Source organism: Actinomadura sp. NPDC049753 (assembly GCF_040674655.1).
GTDB lineage: Bacteria > Actinomycetota > Actinomycetes > Streptosporangiales > Streptosporangiaceae > Spirillospora > Spirillospora verrucosospora.
Genome location: NZ_JBFARL010000039.1, coordinates 34,200 through 49,438, shown reverse-complemented (window position 1 = coordinate 49,438; position 15,239 = coordinate 34,200). Strand labels below are relative to the sequence as shown.

At 73.1% G+C, this 15,239-nt stretch carries 13 protein-coding genes; 2 read left to right on the top strand and 11 right to left on the bottom strand.

The genetic code is table 11. The features are described from left to right. Positions 1-300 precede the first annotated feature (300 nt). On the top strand, positions 301-1,008 hold the full coding sequence (locus tag AB0K37_RS13585) for a LamG-like jellyroll fold domain-containing protein (protein ID WP_363979550.1): 708 nt from the start codon (positions 301-303) through the stop codon (positions 1,006-1,008). Positions 1,009-1,060: 52 nt separating this feature from the next. Here the strand turns inward: AB0K37_RS13585 and AB0K37_RS13580 are convergent, their stop codons facing one another. The 5 genes from AB0K37_RS13580 to AB0K37_RS13560 all read right to left on the bottom strand — a co-directional run bounded on the left by AB0K37_RS13580 (position 1,061) and on the right by AB0K37_RS13560 (position 6,718). Next, positions 1,061-1,993, bottom strand: coding sequence for a hypothetical protein (locus AB0K37_RS13580; RefSeq protein WP_363979547.1), 933 nt, complete (start codon positions 1,991-1,993; stop codon positions 1,061-1,063). Between the two features lie 100 nt (positions 1,994-2,093). Continuing rightward, a complete protein-coding gene (galT, locus tag AB0K37_RS13575) occupies positions 2,094-3,158 on the bottom strand; it encodes a galactose-1-phosphate uridylyltransferase (RefSeq protein ID WP_363979544.1) in 1,065 nt (354 codons plus the stop codon). Between the two features lie 13 nt (positions 3,159-3,171). After that, on the bottom strand, positions 3,172-3,828 hold the full coding sequence (locus tag AB0K37_RS13570) for an ATP/GTP-binding protein (protein ID WP_363979541.1): 657 nt from the start codon (positions 3,826-3,828) through the stop codon (positions 3,172-3,174). Then, complete coding sequence (locus AB0K37_RS13565) at positions 3,809-4,186, bottom strand: DUF742 domain-containing protein (protein WP_363979538.1); 378 nt, start codon at positions 4,184-4,186, stop codon at positions 3,809-3,811. Before AB0K37_RS13565 ends, AB0K37_RS13570 begins: the two co-directional genes overlap by 20 nt. Positions 4,187-4,192: 6 nt before the next feature. Beyond that, the gene (locus AB0K37_RS13560; RefSeq protein ID WP_363979535.1) at positions 4,193-6,718 is read right to left on the bottom strand and encodes a nitrate- and nitrite sensing domain-containing protein; all 2,526 of its coding nucleotides are present in this window, start codon (positions 6,716-6,718) and stop codon (positions 4,193-4,195) included. 289 nt (positions 6,719-7,007) lie between these two features. Here AB0K37_RS13560 and AB0K37_RS13555 point away from each other — a divergent pair, with 289 nt between their 5' ends. Further along, a complete protein-coding gene (locus tag AB0K37_RS13555; protein ID WP_363979553.1) occupies positions 7,008-8,225 on the top strand; it encodes an ABC transporter substrate-binding protein in 1,218 nt (405 codons plus the stop codon). Between the two features lie 273 nt (positions 8,226-8,498). Here the strand turns inward: AB0K37_RS13555 and AB0K37_RS13550 are convergent, their stop codons facing one another. From AB0K37_RS13550 to AB0K37_RS13525, 6 genes are all read right to left on the bottom strand, one after another. Beyond that, on the bottom strand, positions 8,499-8,732 hold the full coding sequence (locus AB0K37_RS13550; protein ID WP_363979532.1) for a hypothetical protein: 234 nt from the start codon (positions 8,730-8,732) through the stop codon (positions 8,499-8,501). Positions 8,733-8,803: 71 nt separating this feature from the next. After that, entirely contained in the window at positions 8,804-9,670 is an 867-nt protein-coding gene (locus tag AB0K37_RS13545; protein WP_363979529.1) for a polyprenyl synthetase family protein, read from the bottom strand. A gap of 16 nt (positions 9,671-9,686) precedes the next feature. After that, the gene (locus tag AB0K37_RS13540; RefSeq protein WP_363979526.1) at positions 9,687-11,057 is read right to left on the bottom strand and encodes a family 2B encapsulin nanocompartment shell protein; all 1,371 of its coding nucleotides are present in this window, start codon (positions 11,055-11,057) and stop codon (positions 9,687-9,689) included. Then, on the bottom strand, positions 11,054-12,487 hold the full coding sequence (locus AB0K37_RS13535) for a family 2B encapsulin nanocompartment shell protein (protein ID WP_363979522.1): 1,434 nt from the start codon (positions 12,485-12,487) through the stop codon (positions 11,054-11,056). The genes AB0K37_RS13540 and AB0K37_RS13535 overlap by 4 nt, the downstream gene beginning before the upstream one ends. A 306-nt stretch (positions 12,488-12,793) precedes the next feature. After that, the gene (locus tag AB0K37_RS13530; RefSeq protein WP_363979519.1) at positions 12,794-14,185 is read right to left on the bottom strand and encodes an MFS transporter; all 1,392 of its coding nucleotides are present in this window, start codon (positions 14,183-14,185) and stop codon (positions 12,794-12,796) included. Positions 14,186-14,287: 102 nt separating this feature from the next. Beyond that, entirely contained in the window at positions 14,288-14,956 is a 669-nt protein-coding gene (locus AB0K37_RS13525; protein WP_363979516.1) for a hypothetical protein, read from the bottom strand. Positions 14,957-15,239 lie beyond the last annotated feature (283 nt).

The window sequence follows — 15,239 nt, the reverse complement described above, 5'->3', positions numbered from 1 at the left end:
AACACCGCGCCCTGCTCGCGGAGGCGGGCCACGGACGGCGCGTCCTCGGCCCACGCGCCGACGGGGTCGATCGTCCTGGAGCCGCGCAGCGTCGGGGCACTCACCACCGCGCTGCTGGGCGCGTCCCTGTGCGTCGCCGCCGCCCCGGCCGACGCCTCGACCGGCGGCGTCTTCCCGCCGCTCAGGCAGAACCTGGTCTCCTACTACGACTTCGAGCACCCCGTCCCGGGCGACCCGTCCCGCGAGGCCGACGGCGGACGCTCCGGAACGACGATCAACCTCATCAACGGCGGCGCGGCCATGCGGGTGCGGGACGGCGAGCGCCGGCACGCCATCCAGCTCGGGCAGGTCGACCCGTCCACGAAGGGCAACGACGACTGGAAGGCGGGGGTCTACTCCGCGTCCGGCGTCCCGTCCCTCCGCGCGTTCAGCTCCGCCAAGGGCGCGACCCTCGCGGGCTGGTTCAAGATGACCGGGACGAACCCGAGCCCCAACACCGAGACGTCCAACCCGAGCGACGTCTACAACGCGGTCGGCCTGTCCGGCCTGCTCACCGGCGACTCCGACGGCCACGCCGTGCGCGCCCTGCTGGAGATCATCGAGGTCTCCGGCAAGCTGCACGTCGTCGCGCTGGGCCGCCGCGTGGACGGCTCGAAGTCGCAGACGTTCGCGGCGAGCGAGGACTGGCAGAGCATCCTCCCCCAGAACACCTGGGTGCACCTCGCCGCGACATTCGACTACGACACCGGCGAGATGGCGCTCTACAAGGACGGGAAGCCGCTGGACGGCTTCTACACCACGGCCGGGGACCCGTGGGGCCTCGAAGGCGCCCCCGAGCCCGACGTCACGTCCGCCACGGACCCCCGCGGCATCAAGATCGGCGGCAGCTACCCGCAGAACACCGCGGAGAAGAACCCCTGCAACTGCCGCATGGACGGGCTGATGTTCCTCGACCGCCCCCTCACCCCGAAGGAAGCGGCCATCCAGTACAAGTTCGCCAACCGCTGACCTCCCACCCCACCCCCACCGCCGGCGCCCCACGGGCGCCGGCGGTGGCTTTTCATGTGCGCAGGCGGGCGGTGTAGAGGGCGGCGTCTGTGGCGGCCAGGAGGGTGCCGTCGGGGGCCAGGGACAGGTCGTTGGCGGGGGCCGGGAGCCTGACGCGGTGGGACGGGGCCGGGGAGGCGGCGTTCCAGGCGAGGAGGGTGTCGGGGGCGTCCTGGAGGGCGGCGGCCACCAGGAGGTGTCCGTCGACCAGGGCCGCGGCCACCTGGTCGCAGGGGGCAGGAGTGGACAGGGTCGCGAGGCGGTCGCCGTCCAGGCCGTGCACGCCCAGGCCCTCAGGGACCGGGTAGAGGAGCACGAGGCCGTCAGGGGACGGGGTGAGGGCCGTGGCGGGGGGCAGGGCCGCGGACGGGCCGCGGGACGGGGCCGTGGCGATCTCCTCGCCGCGTTCGAGGTCGAGGAGCGCGACCGCGGAGTCGCCGGTCAGGCCGGCGATGGGGCCCGTGGCGGGCGTCGCGTGCAGGAGCCGTCGGCCGATCGCGCTGTGGTGGCCGAGCCAGAGGTGGAAGCCCGCGAGGCGGTCGCCCGTGAGCGCGTCCCACACGGCGACCTCGGCGTCGTTCGCGGGGCCGAAGACGGCCACGACGGCGCCGCGGCCGTGGTGGACGGTGAGGCCGACAAGGTCGGGCTGGGCGTCCAGGGTGAGTTCGCGGCCCGTGCCGAGGTCGTGGACGTGGAGGCGGTCGCGGTGCGTCCAGGCGGCGGTCGGAGACCCGGCGGGGAGCCCGAACGCCCAGTCGGCCCGGTCGGCCGGGAAGTCGGGGATCGGCGGGCCGAGCGGCGCGCCGGCCGCCAGGTCCCACGCCTGGCCGATGTTCACTCCCTGCCCGACGCGGGAGGTGAACGCGAGCGACGGGCGCTCGGCGGTGGCGGCGACGCCGTCGAAGGACCCCCGCGCCAACGGGTCCGCCAGCACGCTTTCCGGCATGCGTCGGAGCGTAGGCCACGCGGCGGAGATCGTTCCAGACAGTCGCCAAATCGGGAAGGTCAAGCCCGAGTCAACCGCGGGAGCGAACGGCGGGCGCGCGTCAGCCGAGGGCGCGCAGGCGCGCGGCGACATCCTCCGGCGGGACGTCGTTGATCCAGGCGGCCATGCCCGACTCCGAGCCCGCCAGGTACTTGATCTTGTCGGCGGCGCGCCGGATCGAGAACAGCTCCAGGTGCAGGCGGAGCAGCTCGCGGCCCTCGCCGACCGGCGCCTGGTGCCAGCCCGCGACGTAGGGCAGCGGGGCGCCGTAGAGGGCGTCGCAGCGGCGCAGCAGGTCGCGGTAGAGGACGGCCAGCTCGTCGCGCTCGCCCGCGTCGAGGGCGGCCATGTCGGGGACGTGGCGGTGCGGCGTCAGGTGCACCTCGACCGGCCAGCGGGCGGCGGCGGGGACGTAGGCCGTCCAGTGCTCGCCGGCCAGCACGACGCGGCTGCCGGCGCGCTCGGCCTTCAGGACGTCGCCGAACAGGTCGGGGTTCGCGGACGCGGACGCCAGCATCCGCTCGGTGCGGGGCGTGAGGAACGGGTAGGCGTAGATCTGGCCGTGCGGGTGGTGCAGGGTCACGCCGATCTCGACGCCGCGGTTCTCGAACGCGAAGACCTGCGCGACGCCGGGGATCGCCGACAGCTCGGCGGTGCGGTCGGCCCACGCGTCGACGACCGTCCGGACGCGGGAGACGGGCAGCTGCGCCATCGAGGCGGAGTGGTCGTCGGTGAAGCACACGACCTCGCAGCGCCCGGCGCCGCGGGACCGTTCCACCCCGTCGATCGAGTCCACCCCGTCGATCGAGCCCGGCACCGGCGGGGTGCGGACGTCGAAGGACGGGAAGCGGTTCTCGAAGACGGCGACGTCGTAGGACGGGTCGGGGATCTCCGAGGCCGGGCCGCCGGGGCACAGCGGGCACTGGTCGGCGGGCGGCAGGAACGTCCGCGTGTTGCGGTGCCTGGTGATGGTGACGTGGTCGCCGGTGAGCGGGTCGCGGCGGACCTCGCACACCGGCTCGACCGGCGGCAGGCCGCGCGGGTCCGCGACGGGGGCCCGGCCGGGGGCCTCGTCGTAGTAGACGATCTCGCGGCCGTCCGAGAGCCGCGCGCGTGTCCGGTTCATCTCGTCCGGCAGCCTACAGCGCCGGGGCGTCCGCGCGCGTCGTCTCCTCGTGCACCGTCAGCAGGTACCTGACCAGCGTCGTCAGCACCTCCTTGCCGGACGTGCGCTCCCGGACGTCGCACATCACGACCGGGGTGCCCTCGCTGAGGTCGAGGGCCTCCCGGATCTCCTCGGGCGTGTAGTCGTAGCCGTCGTCGAAACGGTTCACCGCGATGACGAACGGCAGGCCCCGGTTCTCGAAGTAGTCGACGGCGGGGAAGCAGTCCGAGAGGCGGCGGGTGTCGGCGAGCACGACCGCGCCGAGCGCCCCGAAGGACAGCTCGTCCCACATGAACCAGAACCGGTCCTGGCCGGGCGTGCCGAACAGGTAGAGCACGAGGCCGTCGCGGATCGTGATGCGGCCGAAGTCCATCGCGACCGTGGTGGTGGTCTTCTGCTCGACGCCCTCGGTGTCGTCGACGCCGACGCCCCGGTCGGTGAGCAGCTCCTCGGTCTGCAGCGGGCGGATCTCGCTGACGGAGCCGACGAGCGTCGTCTTGCCGACGCCGAAGCCCCCGGCTACGAGGATCTTCACGGCGACCGGGGTCGCCGGGGCGGCCCCCTCCCGGGGGGACGGCACCGCGCTCCCTGCGGCGACCGCACCGGCGTTCTCAGAGGGCTTGGAGACCATGGAGCACTTCCCTCAGCAGACGTTCCTTGGAGAGCGCGCTCTCCTGTTGGGGACGGGTGGCGGTGATGAGCCGGTGGTGGAGCAGGTCGCCGAGCAGCACCCGCACGACGACGAGCGGCAGCTTCATCCGCGCCGCGATCTCGGCCACCGGCTGCGGTTGCAGGCACATCTCCAGGATGTCGAGGTGCTCGGGACCGATGCCGGGCGAACCGGACCGGGGCCGCGCCGCGGTCGAGACTATCGTGATCATGTCGAAGGCCTCGCCGGTCGCGGGCCTGGCGCGCCCGCGGGTGAGCGCGTACGACCGCACGATCGGGCCGGCCTCGTCATCGAGCCATTCGCTGCCAGGACCGGTCATGGTCCGTCACGATTCCTCGGTGTCGAGGGACTCGGCGCGGCCGCGCCGGGTGCCCTGCTGGATGGACGACATCATCGACCGAAGCTGCTCGGGCGACCGGTCGGCGCGGGCGGCGGGCGCGGGACCGGCCGGCGCGGAGTTCTCCTCCCGCAGCTGGGAGGCCATGTTCTCCTGCCTGACCCGCTTGGGCAGCGAGGGCCGGTCGGCGCCGGGCGACTTGCCCGGGGGCCGGCGCCGCACCTCGCGGGGCGAGCGCGGCACGCTCGGCGGGGGCGGCGGCGACGGCGCGGGCTCGGACTCGGGCGGCGGGTCGCCCCACGGCGACGGGGCCGCCCGGGGCGTCGGCGCCGGGCCCTGGATCGGCTCCTCGAACACCGGGATGGGCCCGGTCAGCGCGTCCGGCTCCGCGGGCGGCTCCCCGGGCGCGGGAACGGGGGTGGCCGGGGGGATGAACGGGCGGGCGGGCTGGGCGAGCGGCTCCCGCGGCGGAGGGGGCGCCGGAGACGCGGACGGAGCGGCGTGCCGTCCGGACGGCAGGTGCAGCACGGACCCGCCCTCGTCCAGCACCGGCTGCGGGCCGCTGCGGACGCTGGCGCCGCCGCTCACGACCGTGCCGACGGGGACGAGCGCGTCCTCGGCGCGGCGGGTGGTCAGGGCGGGCGCGCTGCGCACCGGTGCGCCCTCGTCGGGGACGACGAGCTCCTCGGGCAGCAGCACGATCGCGGTCATGCCGCCGTAGGGGGACGTCCGCAGGGTGACCTTGATGTTGTGCCGGCGGGCCAGCCGGCCGACGACGAACAGGCCGAGCTGCGCGCTGTCGGACAGGTCGAACTCGGCGGCGGTGGCGAGCCGCTCGTTGGCGGCGGCGAGGCTGGGCTCGTCCATGCTGAGGCCGCGGTCCTCGACCTCCAGCGTGAAGCCGTGCGAGACGGCCTGCCCGTGCACCTGGACGGTCGTGTGCGGCGGCGAGAACGTCGCGGCGTTCTCGATCAGCTCGGCGAGCAGGTGGATGACGTCGGCGACGGCCGGGCCGACGATCGCGGCGCGGGTCATCGGGGCGACGTTGACGCGGGTGTAGTCCTCGACCTCGGACGCGGCGGCGCGGGCGACGTCCACGATCGCGACGGGGCTGCGCCAGCCGCGGCCGGGCGCCTGCCCGGACAGGATGATCAGGCCCTCGGCGTGCCGGCGCATGCGGGTGGCGAGGTGGTCGACCCGGAACAGGTCCTCCAGGTCGTCGGGGGTCTCGATGCGCCGCTCCATCGAGTCCAGCAGCTTGAGCTGGCGGTGCAGCAGCGTCTGGCTGCGGCGGGCGAGGTTGACGAACACGTCGCTGACGTTGCGGCGCAGCGTCGCCTCCTCGACGGCGCTCTGGATCGCGGTGCGGCGGGCGGCGTTGAACGCCTCGCCGACCTGGTCGATCTCGCGGGTGCCGAACGCCAGCGGCGGCGCCTCGGCGGCCACGTCGACCTCCTCGCCGAGGCGCAGCCGGCGGATCACGCCGGGCAGCCGGACGTCGGCCAGGTCGATCGCCTCGCGGCGCAGCCGGCGCAGCTCGCGGATGATGGACCGGGCGACCCACACCGCGAGGACGAGGGTGGCGACGACCGCGACCAGCCCGAGCGCGCCCGCGAGGACGACGCGGGTGATGATGCCCTCGGAGATCGGCTGGGCGCGCTTCTCGGCGCCCGCCGACACCGACAGTTCGAGCCCGCGGAGCCGGGTGAGGTTGGAGTCGGCGGTGGTCTTCCACAGCGCCCCCGCGGTGCCGGTGGCGTTGACCAGCCGGGGCGAGGCGACGAAGCGGTCCTCCAACGCGCGGAGCCGGCCGTACTCGGGCATGCCGACGATGCGCTCGTAGTAGGACTGGTCGGCCGCGCGCAGCTCGGCCGCCGTGTAGGTGTAGAGGGTGCGCTGCGTGCCGACGAGCTTGACGTACTGGGCGTGCTCGCCGGGCGTGATCCTGCCGGCGGCGAGGGCGCCCGCCAGCAGCGCGTCCTCCTGCGCGAGGACCTCGCGGGCCCGGGTCAGCGACGCCTCGTTGCGGGCGTCCTTGGCGACCTCGGAGTTGTCCAGCGTCGCGAGGGAGCCCTGGAGCGCGCCGACGTCGCCGAGCAGGGCCGTGTAGTCGGCGAACGCGCGGGCCCGGTCCAGGCGGCCGGCGTCGATGGCGCGGCGCCGGTCGTCCAGCCCGTCCAGCTCGGTGAGGATCTTGCCGGCGATACGCCGGGCGTCCTCCGGGGCAGCGCCGTCGACGGCCTCGGACTTGGCGAGCTTGCGGAACAGGTCGGCCTGCCGGTCGGTGACCAGGCGGCCGGACTCCATGGCGGCGCGGTCGCCCTCCGCGCGGCCGCCGAGGTACACCATCGACAGCCGCCGCTCGGCCTGCAGGGCGCTGCCGAGCGCGCCCGACGGGTAGCCGTAGTGGTCCTGGACGGTCTTGACGTGGCGGAGGTTGAGCCCCTCGCCGAGCGCGATGCTCGCGGCGAACGCCCAGAGCACGCCGAGGGAGACCACCGAGACGGCGACCATCAGGACGACCTTGAAGCGGATGGAGCGGAAACGCGCGGCCTTGGGAGCCCGCCGGTGTCCGGCGGACGAGTCCGTTGTGCGGCCTCGAATTGGCACTGCGGCAGAACCTTCACTCGATCGGACGACTGACATCGACTGGTCTGGACGGCTGGCATCGATTGCGTGCGGAGCGGCTCACGCGGAACGCAGGAGAGCCTAGGGCGGACCGCCGCCATGTGTCGACAGTTTCCAGTTCATCACGTTTTGTGGCGACGGACAGCCCAAAATACCCCTACGATGCCTCAGCGTGATGGCTCGTACCCCAGATGCGACGACGACCGTGCGCTCACCCGCCCGCGTCCGCCGGACCCTGCTCGCCACGGGTGCGCTGGTCGCAGCGGTGCTGACCGGCGCCTGCAGCGGCGACTCCGGCGGGACCGCCGCGCCGCCCGACGTCCCGATGCTGCAGGAACTCGGCACCCCGGAAGGCCGGCTCGACCTCGTCGCCTGGGCCGGATACGCCGAGGACGGCACGAACGACCCGAAGGTCGACTGGGTCAAGCCGTTCACGAAGGCGACCGGCTGCAAGGTGTACACGAAGGTCGCCGACACCTCCGACTCGATGGTCGCGCTCATGAAGACCGGGCGGTACGACGGCGTGTCGGCGTCCGGCGACGCGAGCCTGCGGCTCATCTACGGCGGGACGGTCGCGCCCGTCAACACCGGCCTGATCAGCAGCTGGGACGACATCGCCAAGTACCTGAAGAACCAGCCGTACAACTCCGCCGCCGGGCGGATGTACGGCGTCCCGCACGGCTACGGCGCCAACATGCTGATGTACCGGACGGACAAGATTCCGCAGCGTCCGACGTCGTGGAGCGTGGTGTGGGACAAGGAGTCCCCCGCCGCCGGGCACGTCGTCGCCTACGACTCCCCCATCTACATCGCGGACGCCGCGCTCTACCTGAAGACGCACCGCCCCGAACTGAAGATCAACGACGTCTACGAGCTGGACGAGAAGCAGTTCGACGCCGCGGTGGACCTGCTCAAGCAGCAGCGCCCGAACGTCAACCAGTACTGGGCGAACTACCTGGACGAGCTCCAGTCGTTCAAGAGCGGCTACAACTACGCCGGCACCGCCTGGCAGGTGACCGCGAACCTGGCCATGGCGGAGAAGGCGCCGGTCGCCACGACGATCCCCGACGAGGGGGCGACCGGCTGGTCCGACACCTGGATGATCTCCTCGAAGGCCCAGCATCCGACCTGCATGTACAAGTGGATGAACTGGATCACCATGCCCAAGGTGCAGGCGGAGGTCGCGCAGTGGTTCGGCGAGGCGCCCGCCAATCCCAAGGCGTGCAGGTACACCGCCAAGGGCTTCTGCTCGACGTACCACGTCGGCGACCCGGAGTTCTACAAGCGCCTGGCGTTCTGGAAGACCCCTGTCAAGGAATGCGGGGACGACCGCGGCAGCAAATGCGTGGACTATTCCCGCTGGGCGCAGGCCTGGACGCAGATCAAGGGCTGACCCGCGCCTGACCTGGTCTTCAGGCAGAGCGCGGGGACACCTCCCCCCGCCCCCTGCACGAGCCCTCATCCCGGACGATGGTGAATTCGAACGAATGTGGGCAGGGGTCCCGTATTACAGGCGGGTGAAGCCGGGGGGAGGGGAGAACGCCATGAAGGGTCGAATCCGCGTCAGAATCACGAAACGCATCGCCGCCGAACAGGCCGAACGCCCGGCCCTGGACCTGCGCACCCCGTCGGGCCGCGTCCTCCCGTACTGACCGCCGGCCGCACGTCAGGGCCAGCGGTACTCCGCGCCTTCGGACGGGACGTGGTGGGGCAGGTAGCACTTCGTCGTGACGTGCTCGTCCTTGCAGTCGAGGCACAGGTAGGTGCGGTGGCCGCGCAGGCCGCGGCCCCGCCTGTCGCAGGGCGGGCAGACGCACGGCGACCAGCCGACGATGACCCGGCCCGGGTCGAGCCGGTGCCCGGCGGGGCACAGGAACGGGACGTGTTCGGGAGCCTGCACGACTCCACACCCTACTCGAACATGTGATCGATCGAGAAGGACCCCGGGGTGGGCTGGGCTCGGCGGGGAGGTCAGCGGTCGCGGTGGGTCATCAGGCGGGCGAGCGACCGCAGTTCGGCGTCCGCGGCCGGGGCGGCTCCGGCGGCGTCGAGGTCGGCGAGGGCGTCGGTGACCGCCGGTTCGCCCCAGATGCCGAGCAGGTCGTCGACGAGCTGGAAGGCCAGGCCGAGGCGCTCGCCGAAGACGCGCAGGCGGGAGACCTGCCCGGCGGTGCCCCCGCCGTACACGGCGCCGAGCGCGCACGACGCGCCGAGCAGGGCGCCGGTCTTGCCGGCGGCCATGGCCAGGCACTCGTCGAGCGTGACGTCGGCGCGCTCCTCGAAGGCCAGGTCGGCGCGCTGGCCCTCGACCAGTTCCAGCACGGCCCGGGCGAGGATGCGCACGCCGCGGGCGACCACCGCGGAGGGCTCCTCGGCGAGGAGCTCGTAGGCGGCGGCGAGGAGGGCGTCGCCGGACAGGATGGCGGCGTTCGCGCCGAAGACCGCCCACGCGGTGGGGCGGTGCCGGCGGGTGAGGTCGCCGTCCATCACGTCGTCGTGCATGAGGGAGAAGTTGTGCGCGAGCTCGACCGCCACGGCGGCCGGCAGGGCGGCCTGGACCGTCCCGCCGACCGCCTCCGCGGCCAGCAGCGTCAGCGCGGGCCGGATCGCCTTGCCGCCCGCCCCGGCGGCAGGGCGGCCGCGCTCGTCGCGCCAGCCGAAGTGGAAGCCCGCGGTGGAGCGCGACGCCTCCGGCATGGCCTCGACCACGTGGCGCAGCGCCGGGTCGAGCAGGCGGCGGCTCCAGGTGAGCACCTCCGCCGCCGTCCGGGGGCGGTGCGGCGGCTCCGTCCGATGGTCGCAGCCGATCACGGCCGGGTCGTCTCTCCAGGCGGGCATGGCGGGTCCCCTCTCGTCAGCGGGCGATCTCGACGTTCTCCAGGACGCCGAGGGCGTCGGGGACCAGCACGGCGGCCGAGTGGTAGGCGCTGACCAGGTAGGTCAGCAGGCCCTTGTCGTCGATGCCGGTGAAACGGACGGTGAGGCCCGGCCGGACCTCGCCCTCCAGCCCGGTGCGGTGCAGGCCGACGACGCCCTGGTCGTCCTCGCCGGTGCGCAGCGCGAGGATCGAGCTGGTCCCGGTCGGCGAGATCGGGATCTTGTCGCACGGGAGGATCGGGACGCCGCGCCAGGCGTGCGCGCGGCGGCCCTCGACCTCGACGGGCGCGGGGTACACGCCGCGCCGCGTGCACTCCCGGCCGATCGCCGCGATCGTCTTCGGGTGGGCGAGGAAGAACCGGGTCTTGCGGCGCCGCGCCAGCAGCTCGTCCATGTCGGCGGGGGTCGGCGGGCCCCCGAGGGTCTGGATGCGCTGGCGCAGGTCCGCGTTGTGCAGCAGCCCGAAGTCGCGGTTGTTGACCAGTTCGTGCTCCTGGCGCTCCCTGATCTCCTCGATCGTCAGCCTGAGCTGCTGCTCGACCTGGTCCATCGGATCGCTGTAGAGGTCGGCGACCCGCGAGTGGACGCGCAGGACCGTCTGGGTGACGGCCAGCTCGTACTCGCGGGGCGAGGCCTCGTAGTCGACGAACGTGCTCGGCAGGACGGGTTCGCCGTCGTGCCCGGACGCCACCTCGATCGCCGCCTCACCGTGCCTGGTCCGCGGCGGGGCGGGCGCGGCCCGGTACTCCTCCAGGTGCGCGCGCAGCGCCTCGGACCGCTCGGTCAGCTCCTCGACCGCCTGCCGCGGCAGCGACAGGACGATCACGGGGGTGAGCGCGCGGAACGTGTGCGCCCACTCCCCCGGCTCGCCGAGCAGGGCCTCCGCGCCGAAGAACCCCCCGCCGTCGCGGACGCCGACCCGGCCGGCGGCGTCGTAGGCGCCGGGGACGCTCTCCTCGACCTTGCCGTACGCGATCAGGTGCACCGCGTCGCGGGGCCCGCCCGACTCCGCGATCACCTCGCCGGGCCGGTACTCGCGCTGCTCGAACCGCGCGGCGAGGGCGTCCAGGATCTCGGGGTCGGACAGGCCGCGCAGCGGCGGCAGCTCGGCCAGTTCGGGCGGGACGACCCGGATCGCCGCGCCGTCGTTGACGAACGTCACGAGCCCGTCGCCGAGCCGGTAGGTGAGCCGGCGGTTCACCCGGTAGGCGCCGCCGGCGGCCTCCACCCACGGCAGCCGCGACAGCAGCCACCGCGGGGTGATGCCCTGCGTCTGCGGAACGGTCTTGGTCGTCGAGGCGAGGTTGCGTGCGGCGCGGGTGGAAAGGGCCAGCCGTTCCTCCGTCACGCGCCGGCACCGCCGTGCGCGACCTCGACCGACTCCAGCATGCCCAGCGCGTCGGGCACCAGGACGGCCGCCGAGTAGTACGCGCTGACCAGGTAGTTGAGGAGCGCCTTGTCGTCGATGCCCATGTACCGGACCGACAGCCCCGGCTGGTACTCGTCCGGCAGGCCGACCTGGTGGAGCCCGACGACGCCCTGCGCCGCCTCGCCGGTCCGCATCAGCAGGATCGAGCTGGTCAGCGTCGGCGAGACCGGGATCTTGTTGCACGGGAAGATGGGCACGCCGCGCCAGCCGGGCACCTTGTGGCCGCCGACGTCGACGCTGTCGGGGTAGATGCCGCGGGCGCTGCACTCCCGGCCGAACGCGGCGATCGCCTTCGGGTGGGCGAGGAAGAACGCCGGGTCCTTCCAGACGAGGGTGAGCAGGTCGTCCATGTCGTCGGGCGTGGGCGGGCCGGAGCGGGTGTGGATGCGCTGCGACAGGTCGGTGTTGTGCAGCAGGCCGAAGTCGCGGTTGTTGACGATCTCCTGCTCCTGGCGCTCGCGCAGCGCCTCGATGGTCAGCCTGAGCTGCTGCTCGATCTGGTCCATCGGCTGGTTGTAGAGGTCGGCGACGCGGGTGTGGACGCGCAGCACGGTCTGCGCGACGCTCAGCTCGTACTCGCGGGGGGACGCCTCGTAGTCGACGAACGTGCTCGGCAGGACGGGTTCGCCGTCGTGCCCGGACACCACCTCGATCGCCGCCTCGCCGTGCGCGTTGTGCGCGCGGCGCGGGCTCGCCCGGTACTCCTCCAGGTGGGCCTGGAGGGAGGAGGACTGGCCGAGCGTCTCCTGGAAGTCGACCTGGCTCATGCTGAGGATCGTGCAGGTGGTCACCGCCTTGACGGTGTGCTCCCACGTCGGCGGCTCCTGCCCCTCCTCCGTCCCGAGGAGGGCCTGCTCGCCGAAGAAGTCGCCGTTCGCGAGCGTCCCGAGGACGGCGTCGGAGCCGTACTCGCCCGCGCCGATCTTGCTGAGCTTGCCGTGCGCGACGAGGACGACGCGGTCGACGGGGCGCCCCCGCTCGACGACGACGTCGCCGGGCGCGTACTCCTGCTGGGTGAAGCGTCCCGCGATGGCGTCCAGGGTCAGGTCGTCGTCGTAGCCGCGCAGCGGGGCGAGCTCGCCGAGCTCGCGCGGGATCACGCGGACGTCGGCGCCGGTCGTCACGAACGTGACCCGGCCGTCGCCCAGCGTGTAGGTGAGCCGCCGGTTGACGCGGTAGGTGCCGCCGGACGCCTGCACCCAGGGAAGCAGCTTCAGCAGCCACCGCGACGTGATGCCCTGCATCTGCGGGACGGTCTTGGTCGTGGTCGCCAGGTTCCGCGCGGCCGCGGTGCTCAGGCTGTGCTGGTGGTCCTGTTGCTGCTGTTCCTGGAGCTGCTGTTCCGTCACGTCCACACCACCGATTCGTCGTGGTCTTGCGGGGAAGTTGCGGCCTTTGGCCACCCGTGACGCTACAGACGGTAATGAAGCGGTCGCAAGGAGCCATTGGCAGCACCTCTGATTTGCCCGCGCGCCACACAACTCGCACCCAGGCGCACTCTGGGCAGAGGTTTCGTCGCAGGTCAGGCCGAGGGGACATGGGGCAGACCACCCGGCCGGACGGCACCGTCCGGGCCCGTCGGCGCTTCGCCCGCTCCCGCTGACCGCCCGCCCCGCCGGCCGCCCGCTCCCGCGCGTCGCCCGGCTTCCCGGGCCTCAGCTCCGCCGCGCCCCCGAACCCACCGGTTCCGGGGCGTTCTCCTCCCCGGCCCGCTCGATCGGCACCCCGGCCGTCTCCGGGGTCTTGATGATCGGCAGCAGCGCGACCAGGGCGACGATCATCAGGTAGTAGGCCGGGACGGAGTTGGAGCCCGTGGCCTCGATCAGCGAGCCCACGATCACGGCCGCCGTCCCGCCGAACAGCGACGTCGAGATGTTGTAGCCGATCGCGAAGGCGCCGTACCGCACCCTGGTCGGGAACATCGCGGGGAACGTCGCGCCGATCACCGCCAGCATCAGCACCAGCAGCCCGCCGATGACCGCGTAGCCGACCGCGACCCCGGCCGGGTCGTGGGTCTGCATGAGCGCGAACGCCGGCCAGGACAGCACGAGGAAGCCGAGCGCGGCGGCGATCAGCAGCGGCCTGCGGCCGATCCGGTCCGACAGCGCGCCAAGCGGCAGGATCACCGTCATCATCGCCGCCTCCACGCCGATCGTGGTGAGCTGCGACGTGGTGTCGTTCATGTCCAGGAAGTCGACGAGGTAGGACGGCATGAACGTCAGCAGCGTGTAGACCGCCACGTTCAGCAGGATCACGATCCCGATGAGCCTCAGGATGGTGCGCCAGTGGTACTCCACGGTCTCCTTGAGCGGCGACCGGGCCTTCCTGCCCTCCGCCTCCATGTGCCGGAACGTCGGGGTGTCCTCGATCCGCGTCCGGACGTAGAGCCCGACGGCGCCGAGCGGCAGCGCGATCAGGAACGGGATGCGCCAGCCCCACCCGTTCATCGCGCTCTCGCTGAGGGACAGGTCGATGAGCAGCACGAGCCCGGCGCCCATGATGTAGCCGCCGAGGGTGCCGAACTCCAGGAACGCCCCGTAGAACCCGCGCCGGTTCGTGGGCGCGTACTCGGCGATCATCGTGGCCGCGCCGCCGTACTCGCCGCCCGTCGAGAAGCCCTGGACGAGGCGGACTCCGAGCAGCAGCAGCGGCGCGGCGATCCCGATCGTGGCGTAACCGGGCAGGACGCCGATCACGAACGTCGAGCCCGACATCAGGATGATGGTGGCGGCCAGCACCCGCTTGCGGCCGAGCCGGTCCCCCATCGGACCGAAGAACATGCCGCCGAACGGGCGGGCGAGGAACGCCGCCGCGACCAGCGCGAACGAGCGCAGCGTGGCGCTGCCGCCCGCGTCCTCGGGGAAGAAAACCGTGCCGATGATCGAGGTCATCACGCCGGCGCTGAACACGCCGAAGTCGAACCACTCGATGCAGTTGCCCATCGCCGAGGCGATCACGGCCTTGCGGACGGCGCCCTCCGGCGGTCCCGCGCCCTCGCCTCCGCGTCCCGGGTCCGCTCCCTGCCGCGCGTTCGTCGAGTCGTTCACGGCATGCCCCTGCCCGAAGATCAGCTCAAGTAACTAACGCCGGGTCGGGGCTCCGGTGACTCTGCGGTAGAAGGCCCAGCTCGGGCCCCGGCCGCGCCTGGGTCAGGCCTTGCGGGACCGGCGCGGCGTCCGCGCGGTGTCCTCGTCCTCGCCGTCGTCCGCGCCGCCGAGGAGGTCGTCCGGCAGCGCGGGCAGGACGGTGGTGCGCAGCGGGTCGCCGTCCAGGGGGCCGGCGGCGGGAGGCGGGGTCTCGTCCCGTCCTGGAAGCTCATCGGTGGACAGGGGGTCGCCGGCGGTCTCGGGGTCCTCGGCGGTCTCGGGGTCTTCGGCGGCCCGCGGGTCGTCCGGCAGCTCGTTGGTGCTCTGCGGGTCGCCGTCCAGCAGCTCGTCGAGGGACACGGTGGCCTGCGGGTCGTCCGGCGCGTCCAGCAGGTCGTCCTCGGGGATGGAGACGAGCGCCTGCGTCTCCTGCGCCCCCCGCGTGATCACTCCGCTGGCGAGGACGGTGTTGCGGTGCCGCAGCGCGCCGTTCTCGCGGAGCAGGTTGTCGATGTCGGAGCGGGCGCGGGCGACGCGGCGGCTCATCCGCAGGTGCACGACGAGGCCCCCGGCGGCGGCGCCGAGGACGAACCCGGCGACCGGCAGGCCGACCGCCGGCGGTGCGAGCGTGGCGACCAGCGCGACGACGACCAGCGCGACGACCACCGCGAGCGCGAGCAGGTGCTCTTCCACCCAGTCCAGGACGGTGTTGACGCGCTTGGGGATCCTCACTCGTCTTCTCCTCCACTCGGCTCGGAACGGGGACGACGACCGGGCCGAGGCGCGATGTTCCGGCGCCGCGGCACCGCCGTTCCAGGGGACGCCGCCGGGCTCCGCGGCCGGGACGGCTCCGGGCTCGCGCCCCTGCGCGCCGCCCTGTCAGTCGACGGGCTCCCACGGATCGTGATCGGAGGGAGACCTTGCCGAAACCCTAACAGGACGTGACGGCCGCGTCCGACCCGGCGCCCCGCGTGCGCCCGCCGGGATGCGAACACATGGTCGCGGCGAATATCGT